Annotated in this window: 9 protein-coding genes and 1 tRNA gene; all 10 read right to left on the bottom strand. The window is 38.7% G+C overall.

What is annotated here, in order from left to right; all coding sequences use genetic code 11:
* Positions 1-1,806 (bottom strand): DNA-directed RNA polymerase subunit beta' (gene rpoC, locus ACP5Q2_RS09680; protein ID WP_428099553.1); only part of this gene is annotated, 1,806 nt, incomplete at its 3' end.
* Positions 1,807-1,823: 17 nt separating this feature from the next.
* Positions 1,824-5,774, bottom strand: coding sequence for a DNA-directed RNA polymerase subunit beta (gene rpoB, locus ACP5Q2_RS09675; protein WP_428099551.1), 3,951 nt, complete (start codon positions 5,772-5,774; stop codon positions 1,824-1,826).
* Positions 5,775-5,864: 90 nt separating this feature from the next.
* Positions 5,865-6,248 (bottom strand): 50S ribosomal protein L7/L12, encoded by a 384-nt coding sequence (gene rplL / locus ACP5Q2_RS09670; protein ID WP_424606378.1) that lies wholly within the window; start codon positions 6,246-6,248, stop codon positions 5,865-5,867.
* A 15-nt stretch (positions 6,249-6,263) separates the two neighbouring features.
* Positions 6,264-6,779, bottom strand: coding sequence for a 50S ribosomal protein L10 (gene rplJ, locus ACP5Q2_RS09665; protein ID WP_013451649.1), 516 nt, complete (start codon positions 6,777-6,779; stop codon positions 6,264-6,266).
* 97 nt (positions 6,780-6,876) lie between these two features.
* Positions 6,877-7,578, bottom strand: a complete 702-nt coding sequence (rplA, locus tag ACP5Q2_RS09660) for a 50S ribosomal protein L1 (protein ID WP_424606377.1) — start codon at positions 7,576-7,578, stop codon at positions 6,877-6,879.
* 13 nt (positions 7,579-7,591) lie between these two features.
* Complete coding sequence (rplK, locus tag ACP5Q2_RS09655; RefSeq protein WP_013451651.1) at positions 7,592-8,017, bottom strand: 50S ribosomal protein L11; 426 nt, start codon at positions 8,015-8,017, stop codon at positions 7,592-7,594.
* A gap of 13 nt (positions 8,018-8,030) precedes the next feature.
* Positions 8,031-8,558 carry a transcription termination/antitermination protein NusG gene (gene nusG / locus ACP5Q2_RS09650; RefSeq protein ID WP_424606376.1) on the bottom strand — a complete coding sequence of 176 codons (528 nt, stop codon included), beginning with the start codon at positions 8,556-8,558 and terminating at the stop codon, positions 8,031-8,033.
* Positions 8,559-8,561: 3 nt separating this feature from the next.
* Positions 8,562-8,744 (bottom strand): preprotein translocase subunit SecE, encoded by a 183-nt coding sequence (gene secE / locus ACP5Q2_RS09645; RefSeq protein WP_428099547.1) that lies wholly within the window; start codon positions 8,742-8,744, stop codon positions 8,562-8,564.
* 16 nt (positions 8,745-8,760) lie between these two features.
* Positions 8,761-8,836 (bottom strand) — tRNA-Trp (locus ACP5Q2_RS09640).
* Positions 8,837-8,845: 9 nt separating this feature from the next.
* The gene (gene rpmG / locus ACP5Q2_RS09635; RefSeq protein WP_013451654.1) at positions 8,846-8,995 is read right to left on the bottom strand and encodes a 50S ribosomal protein L33; all 150 of its coding nucleotides are present in this window, start codon (positions 8,993-8,995) and stop codon (positions 8,846-8,848) included.
* Positions 8,996-9,068 lie beyond the last annotated feature (73 nt).

The following is a 9,068-nucleotide window of genomic DNA, read 5'->3' as shown; positions in this document are numbered from 1 at the left end:
GTTACCCAACTTGTTGTATATTTCTTCCACCATCTTTGTAATCTTTTTCTTTTCCAGAACGTCATTTATAACATCAAAAGGAATCCCCTCTGGAACTATCTGATAGAGTATTACTCTACCTGTGGTGGTATCGTATATTTTCCCATTAATTCTTACTTTGATAAAAGCATTTATGTCCACCACACCCTGATCATAAGCGATAATAACCTCTTCCTGAGAGCTGAATACCATCCCCTGACCTTTGGCATTCTTTACTCCACGGCTTAAATAGTATATACCAAGCACCATATCCTGAGTAGGTACAGCCAGAGGTTTCCCGCTTGCAGGTGAAAGTATATTGTATGGGGCCAGCATAAGTACCTTAGCTTCCAGCTGGGCATCAATTGAAAGGGGTACATGCACAGCCATCTGGTCACCGTCAAAGTCAGCGTTGAAAGCAGGACAGACCAGCGGGTGTAGCTGTATAGCCTTACCTTCCACAAGAACAGGTTCAAAAGCCTGAATACCGAGTCTATGCAGTGTTGGAGCTCTGTTTAAAAGTACAGGATGTTCTTTGATTACCTCCTCCAATACATCCCATACCTCTTCCCTCTGTTCTTCTACCATCCTCTTAGCCTGCTTTATAGTAAGGGCAATACCTTTTTCTTTTTCAAGCTTGTAGTATATAAAAGGCTTGAATAGCTCCAAAGCCATAAGTTTTGGAATACCACACTGGTGCATCTTAAGATGTGGTCCTGCCACAATTACTGAACGACCAGAATAATCCACCCTTTTACCAAGTAGATTTTGTCTGAATCTACCCTGTTTACCTTTTATCATATCGCTTAGAGATTTAAGAGGTCTTTTATTGGAGCCTCTAATTATTCTACCCCTTCTTCCATTGTCCAGAAGGGCATCCACTGCCTCCTGAAGCATCCTCTTCTCATTTCTGATAATTATCTCAGGGGCATTTAACTCTATCAGTCTCTTTAATCGATTATTTCTGTTTATCACTCTTCTATAAAGGTCATTTAAGTCACTTGTAGCAAATCTTCCACCATCCAGTGGAACAAGTGGCCTCAATTCTGGTGGGATTACAGGTATTACATCCAAAACCATCCATTCCGGTTTATTACCACTTTTCCTGAAGGCCTCCATAACTTTGAGTCTTTTGGCAATCTTCAATCGCTTTTGCTCGCTGGATGTCTCTTTCAGTTCAGTTTTAAGCTCTGGTATAGCTATATCCAGATCTATTTTTTTCAAAAGTTCTTTGATAGCTTCAGCACCCATTTTTGCAACAATTGAATTTGGGCCATATTTAGCAATAATCTGGCGGTATCTATCTTCGCTAATTATCTCGTTCTCACTTACTTCTTTGACATTTTTGGGATCAATGACAACGTATGATTCAAAATATACAATTCTCTCTATATCCTTTACACTCATATCAAGAATTGTACCTATACGGCTGGGGGAACTTTTGAAAAACCAGATGTGAACTACAGGTGTAGCAAGCTCAATATGTCCCATCCTCTCCCTTCTAACTTTGGATTGGATAACCTCAACGCCACACTTTTCGCAAACAATGCCCCTGTGTTTCATTCTTTTATATTTACCGCAGAGACATTCCCAGTCTTTTACAGGCCCAAATATTTTAGCACAAAAAAGTCCATCCCTCTCAGGTTTGAATGTTCTGTAATTTATCGTTTCGGGCTTGGTCACCTCACCATGTGACCATGATCTTATTTTCTCAGGTGAAGCTATTCTAATTTTAATAGCATCAAAAAAAGTCGGGCTTTTTTCCACATTGTAAGTATCTTTTGCCATATATATTTAGCCCTCCATTAATTATTTTCATCATTATTTAGATCTTCTTTTTTAACCAATTCCACATCCAGACAGAGACCCTGCATCTCTTTAATCAGAACATGGAACGACTCAGGCATGCTTGGTTTGAAGCTGAAATTACCATTCACTATAGATTCATAAACACGGGTTCTACCTTCCACGTCATCAGACTTAACAGTGAGCATCTCCTGTAAAATATTTGATGCTCCATAAGCTTCCAGTGCCCAAACCTCCATCTCTCCCAATCTCTGACCACCAAATTGAGCCTTACCACCAAGTGGCTGCTGGGTAACGAGAGAGTATGGTCCGGTGGATCTTGCGTGCATCTTGGTTTCCACAAGGTGATGTAGCTTCATTACGTACATCACACCAACAGTGACCTCCTGTTCAAACCTCTCACCGGTTCTACCATCATATAGTACAGTCTGTCCATCTTCATTAAAACCAGCTTTTTTAAGCAGCTCTTTAATGTCAGATTCTTTAGCGCCGTCGAATACCGGTGTAGCGATATAAAGTCCCAGAGCTTTAGCCGCCCATCCTAGATGGGTTTCCAGAACCTGACCAACGTTCATCCTTGAGGGAACCCCCAATGGATTTAACACTATCTCCACAGGCACACCGTTTGGTAAATATGGCATATCTTGCTCCGGAAGGATCCTTGAGATGACACCTTTGTTACCATGTCTACCAGCCATCTTGTCTCCCACCATCAATTTTCTTTTAACGGCAAGATATACCCTTACAGATTTTAACACTCCGGCAGGTAGCTCATCCCCTTTTTCTATTTTAGATTTTTTATCTTTAAACTTCTCTTCTATCCATTTAAGCTGTGCATAGTATTTATTGTTTATCTTTTCTATTTCAGGCTCGATCTCTTCTCTTTTCTCAAAAGGTAAGCCATAAAGTTCTGTATAATCCAGATCTTTTAGTACCTGAAATGGTACTGAAGAACCTTTTTTATAAGATTCACCCTTTAGCGTAACTGCTTTTGAGAGTTTTCTATTTTCTAAAATCTTTGCTATGGCAGATTTTCTCGTTTCATCAAGACTGAGCATCTCTACTTTATAATTTCTCTGTATCTCCTGAAGCTCCGCCTTTTCTATCTTGACAGTTCTATCATCTTTCTCCACACCCCTTCTGGTCATAATAACCACATCAATAACAACGCCGGATATACCGGATGGCACTCTAAGGGATGCATCTTTTACATCTCCAGCTTTCTCACCAAAAATCGCTCTTAAAAGCTTTTCTTCGGGTGTAGTCTGAGATTCACCCTTAGGTGTAACTTTCCCTACGAGTATATCACCCTCTTTTACTTTTGCACCTATACGAATTATTCCACTTTCATCCAGATCCTTTAAAGCCTCTTCGCTAACGTTTGGAATATCCCTTGTTATCTCTTCTGGTCCAAGCTTGGTATCCCTTGCTTCTATTTCAAACTCTTCTATATGTATCGATGTATATGCATCCTCTTTTACAAGTTTCTGTGAAACTAGTATAGAGTCCTCATAGTTGTAACCCATCCATGGCATAAATGCCACCACCACATTTCTTCCGAGAGCAAGATCACCTCTATCTGTGGCAGGTCCATCTGCAATAATATCCCCCTTTTCAATCTTCTGACCTTTCTGAACGAGAGGGACATAATTGATACAGGTATCCTGGTTTGTTCTTCTATATTTATCAAGTTCGTAAACATCGATACCAAAATCATCTCCATCGGTATAACCAATAATAATAGTTTTAGCATCCACGTATTGAACAATTCCGGATCTTTTTGCCACAAGCACAGCTCCAGAATCTATGGCCACCTTCCTTTCAAGTCCTGTACCCACAATAGGTGCATCAGTCCTTATCAGAGGAACACCCTGTCTTTGCATGTTTGAACCCATCAAAGCCCTGTTTGCATCATCATGTTCAAGGAAAGGTATTAATGCAGTTGATACCGAAATTATCTGGTTTGGGGCAACGTCCATAAACTGTATTTCATCTTTGTGAACGGTGACAATCTCCCCCTTCTTCCTTGCAATAACATATTCATTTAAAAAATTGCCATCTCTGTCGAGCTTGGCGTTAGCCTGGGCTATAAAATAATCCTCTTCTTCAATTGCAGACATGTATACAACTTCGTCGGTAACTCTACCATTTTCCACTTTTCTATAAGGTGTTTCGATAAAACCATATTCATTTACCCTTGCGTATGTGGTCAAAGAGGTAATCAAACCAATATTAGGCCCCTCAGGTGTTTCAATAGGGCAAAGCCTTCCGTAGTGGGATGTATGTACGTCACGCACTTCAAACCCTGCTCTATCCCTGTTTAGACCACCAGGTCCCAATGCAGACAGCCTTCTTTTATGGGTAATTTCGCTTAATGGATTTGTTTGATCCATAAACTGCGAGAGCTGATAGCTACCAAAAAACTCTTTTATCGATGAAGATAAAGGTTTTGCATTCAGAAGATCCTGCGGACCTAGATCCTTTGTATCCTGTATACTCATCCTCTCTTTAACGGTTTTCTCCATCCTGACCATTCCTATACGGATGTGGTTCTGGAGCTGTTCACCAACTGCCTTAACCCTTCTGTGTCCAAGATGATCTATATCATCCACATCGTCTTCACCAAGCCTTATATTGTTTAACACCCTTATCGTCTCAACAATATCTTCTTTGGTGAGGGTTGTAAGATCAAGAGGCTTGTCAAGCTTTAGCCTTTTATTAATTTTCAATCTACCAACCCTGGAGAGGTCATACTTTTTATCATTGAAAAATAAGCTGTCGAAATATGTTTTAGCAGTTTCTACAGTTGCCGGCTCTCCGGGTCTCATCTTTTTGTATATCTCAAGCAAGGCTTCCTCAGTACTATCTATTTTATCAGCTTCCAGCATATCCCTGATGGCTGTGTCGCTACCCTTACTATCGATAAGCAATACTTTAAACTCTTCGATATCATTCTCTCTAAGTTTTTCAAGTGTCTCTGTAGATATTTTAGTATTTGCTTTCACCAGAAGCTCACCATCTTTAGTAACAATGTCCTCTGCAAAGAAAGTCTCAGAAATATCCTCATACTGGCAATCCATCTTTTTAATACCAGCTTTTGTAAGTTTTCTAATAATCCCCTTTGATATCTTATGTCCCGCTTTATAAATTATTTCACCAGTTTGCTCATCTTTTATATCTAAGCTATTCCTTCTACCAATAAGATTTTCAGGCTCAAAATATCTCTCAAAATTCAGCCCTTTAAATCTAACCACTTCAGTCTTATAATATGTGTTTAATATATCCTGTTCAGAAAGACCGAGGGCCCTAAGAAGAACTGTAGCAAGAATTTTTCTTTTCTTATCGATTCTTACGTAAATAAAATTCTTTGTATCAAATTCAAAATCTATCCATGAACCTCTGTATGGTATAATTCTCGAACCAAACAAGTGTTTTTCAACAACACTCTTTCCAGCAGTCAAATCTTCAAAAAATATTCCAGGAGATCTATGCAACTGGCTAACAATAACCCTTTCTACTCCATTTATTATAAAAGTAGCTCTATCCGTCATGAGTGGAATATCACAGAGATAAACATCAGATTCTTTGGCAGATGCAACTACTTTTTCAGAACCATCTTCGGTGTTTTCATAGCATACAAGTCTCACCTTTACTTTTAGAGGTGCTGCATATGATGTTTTTCTGATGATAGATTCTTTTGCGTCATATTTTGGTTTCTCGATTGTATAGCTTACATACTCAAGAACCGCAGTTTCATTGAAATCAGTAATAGGGAAAATATCCCTGAATACCTGCTCAAGACCCTTATTTTCTCTTTTATCTGCAGGTACATCTAATTGAAGAAAATCCAAATATGATTTCTTTTGAACCTCAACGAGGTCAGGCATTTCTAAAACTTTTTTAATCTTTGAAAAACTTACTCTTTGGATGGAATTGGTAGATTTATTCATTTCTCCACCTGTAGGATTTATTTATATTTTTATTTTTTATAAAGTAAAAAAAGGAGGCATTACGCCTCCAGAAACAAATATGTACAGCAATTACTTAATTTCAACAGTAGCGCCAACTTCAGCAAGGGCAGCCTTAATCTTTTCAGCTTCTTCCTTTTTCACACCTTCTTTAACAGGTTTTGGTGCCTCATCAACAAGAGCTTTAGCTTCTTTAAGTCCGAGACCTGTAAGCTCCCTAACAACCTTGATAACTTGAACTTTCTGAGCCCCAGCACTTGTAAGAATTACATCAAATTCAGTTTTTTCAGCTGGAGCTTCAGCAGCTGCAGCAGCCGCAGCAGGAGCAGCCATCATTGCTACTGGAGCAGCAGCAGATACACCGAATTTCTCCTCAAGCTCTTTAACAAAATTTGCAAGCTCAATTACTGTCATATTTTCGATAAATTCAATCACTTGTTCTTTAGTTATAGACATTTAAGTCCTCCGTCATTAATTTTTTTTGTCTTTAATAGCATTAAGCACATTGAGTAAACTTCTTGGTACATTTGCAAGCAGAGAAACAAAATTTCTAACTGGTGCATTGATGGATCCAAGCATTCTTCCAAGAAGCTCTTCTCTCGATGGAAGATCGGCAAGGGCTATCACGTCATCTTTTGACAACCTCTGTCCTTCAAAGTATCCAGATCTTATTTCAAACTTTTTAAAATCTTTTGAAAACTTCTTCAATAGTTTGGCTACTTCTGTGGGCTCTCCAAAAACGATTGTGCAGGTGGTTTGCTCTTTTAAATCAGCATCTAATTGTGTAATATTATTAGCATTTAAAGCCAATTTCAAAAGTCTATTTTTAACTACTCTAAAGTCATTGCCCGTTGACTTTATAGCAGATCTAATTGCTGTTAACTCAGGGAATGTACACCCCTTGTAATCAGCCAGAAAGATTGCGTTAGCTTTTTCAATTTTGGCCTTCAACCCTTCCACTAACAGTTGTTTATCACTCTTCTTCAAGTTGTCCTCCTAACTCCGGCCGTATCTATTACAACCGGTTTCCGCAGGATTTATGCACAAAGCTACCTGCTTCTTTAACCAGAATTACTTTCAAAACTTATATCTCAGCTAAGACCTTCTGCTGATCAACCTTTATTCCGGGCCCCATTGTCGTAGATATTGCAATTCCACGCACATATTGACCTTTGGCAGATGCTGGCTTAGCCTTAATTAATGTTTCCAACAATGCTTTAAAGTTTTCTTCCAGCTTTTCCACATCAAAGCTTTTCTTACCAACTGGAGCATGAATTATACCAGCTTTATCAACTCTAAACTCGATCATACCTGCTTTAAGATTTTTAACCACTTCTTTGATATTAGTTGTTACTGTTCCAACCTTGGGATTGGGCATTAATCCTCTAGGTCCTAAAATTTTACCGAGCTTACCAACCGCACCCATCATATCTGGAGTAGCCACCACTTTATCAAAGTCGAGCCACCCTTCCTGGATCTTTTTGACGAGGTCATCATCACCAACGTAATCTGCACCTGCTTCCTGAGCTTCTTTTGCCTTCTCCCCTTTAGCAAATACCAGTACCTTCACCTGCTTACCAGTACCATGGGGAAGAGTAACAGAGCCCCTCACCATTTGATCGGCATGTCTTGGATCAACACCAAGCTTAATAGCCGCATCCACAGACTCATCGAAGTTTGCAAACGCAATTTCTTTTGCAAGTTGCAAAGCTTCTTTTAAGTCGTAATACTTTAATCTATCAACTTTTTCTAATGCCATTTTATATTTTTTACCAACTTTAGCCATCTTTATTCACCTCTTATAACTCTACTTCTACGCCCATACTTCTGGCAGATCCAGCTACAATTTTCATAGCTGTTTCGATATCTTTTGTATTCAAGTCGGGCAATTTAATCTCAGCGATTCTCTTTACCTGTTCCCTTGTAAGTTTACCAACCTTTTTAGCTTTTGGGTTATCCGAACCGCTTTCAATTTTCAGCTCTTTTTTAATAAGCTGAGTTACTGGAGGTGTCTTAGTTATAAATGTAAAAGACCTATCCTCGTAAACTGTGATGATGACAGGGATGATCATATCCCCCATATTTTGAGTTGCTGCATTAAAAGCCTTGCAGAACTCCATTATATTAACACCCCTCTGACCCAATGCTGGTCCAACGGGTGGTGATGGGTTTGCTTTTCCTGCTGGGATTTGAAGTTTTACTTGCCCCATTATTTTTTTAGCCATTTATATCCTCCGATTATCCTACTCTTTTTATTTGTAAAAAATCCAAATCTATTGGTGTTTGTCTACCGAAAATACTTACAATTACTTTTACCTTCTCTTTATCAGTATTTACCTCATCAACAACACCTGTAAATCCTTGAAATGGCCCATCTATAACTTCCACGACATCGCCTTTGATGTACTTCATTGCAATCCTTGGAGCTTCTGATTTAGCCAGATCAATCATAGCTTTTACATCCTGCTCAGGTATTGGAACAGGATTGACACCGCCTACAAATCCAGTAACTTTTGGAATCGATTTAACCTTATGCCAATTTTCAGTATTCATAACCATATTCACAAGAATGTAGCCGGGGAAAGTACTTTTCTTACTGATCTTTTTTGTACCTTTCACGAGTTCCACCACATTCTCAGTTGGTATAAGGATTTCCCCAAAGGAATCATATAGATTCTCATTCTTTATCTTTTCTTCCAAAAGTTTTTTTACCCTTTTCTCAAACCCAGAGTAAGTGTGGACAACATACCATTGTTTATTAGACATATTCTAACCTACTATAAATTGTATGATTTTAGACAAAGCCACATCCACAACACCTAAAAAGATTGCCATAAGTACAACAAAAACAATTACAACAGTAGTTGTACCTATAGTTTCATCTTTTGTAGGCCAAACAATCTTTTTTAATTCTTCTTTTACTTCTTTTATAAAGTTTACATACTTTTCCACAACATACCCCTTTAAATGGCAGGCCAAGAGGGACTCGAACCCCCAACCCCCGGTTTTGGAGACCGGTGCTCTGCCAATTGAGCTATTGGCCTATCTTACCACTACTTTGTTTCTCTATGAATTGTATGTTTTCTATCAAACTTACAATACTTTTTTAACTCTATCTTACCAGTAGTAGTCTTTTTATTTTTGGTAGTTGTGTAATTTCTATTTTTACACTCTGTACAAGCCAAAGTAATTATCTCTCTCATCTTTTTCCTCTATTACTCGATAATCTCTGTAACAACGCCAGCACCAACCGTCCTACCACCTTCCCTGATCGCA

The sequence above is a fragment of the Calditerrivibrio sp. genome, assembly GCF_049968475.1.
GTDB classification, from domain to species: Bacteria; Chrysiogenota; Deferribacteres; order Deferribacterales; family Calditerrivibrionaceae; genus Calditerrivibrio; species Calditerrivibrio nitroreducens_A.
Note: the sequence above shows the minus strand (reverse complement) of the source record. Positions and strands in the feature narration are given on the sequence as shown.

Coding starts and splice junctions, on each gene's coding strand:
- rplL (WP_424606378.1), bottom strand. CDS start 6,248: ATGTCTATAACTAAAGAACAAGTGATTGAATTTATCGAAAATATGACA.
- rplA (WP_424606377.1), bottom strand. CDS start 7,578: ATGGCTAAAGTTGGTAAAAAATATAAAATGGCATTAGAAAAAGTTGAT.
- rpoB (WP_428099551.1), bottom strand. CDS start 5,774: ATGAATAAATCTACCAATTCCATCCAAAGAGTAAGTTTTTCAAAGATT.
- nusG (WP_424606376.1), bottom strand. CDS start 8,558: ATGTCTAATAAACAATGGTATGTTGTCCACACTTACTCTGGGTTTGAG.
- rplK (WP_013451651.1), bottom strand. CDS start 8,017: ATGGCTAAAAAAATAATGGGGCAAGTAAAACTTCAAATCCCAGCAGGA.
- rpmG (WP_013451654.1), bottom strand. CDS start 8,995: ATGAGAGAGATAATTACTTTGGCTTGTACAGAGTGTAAAAATAGAAAT.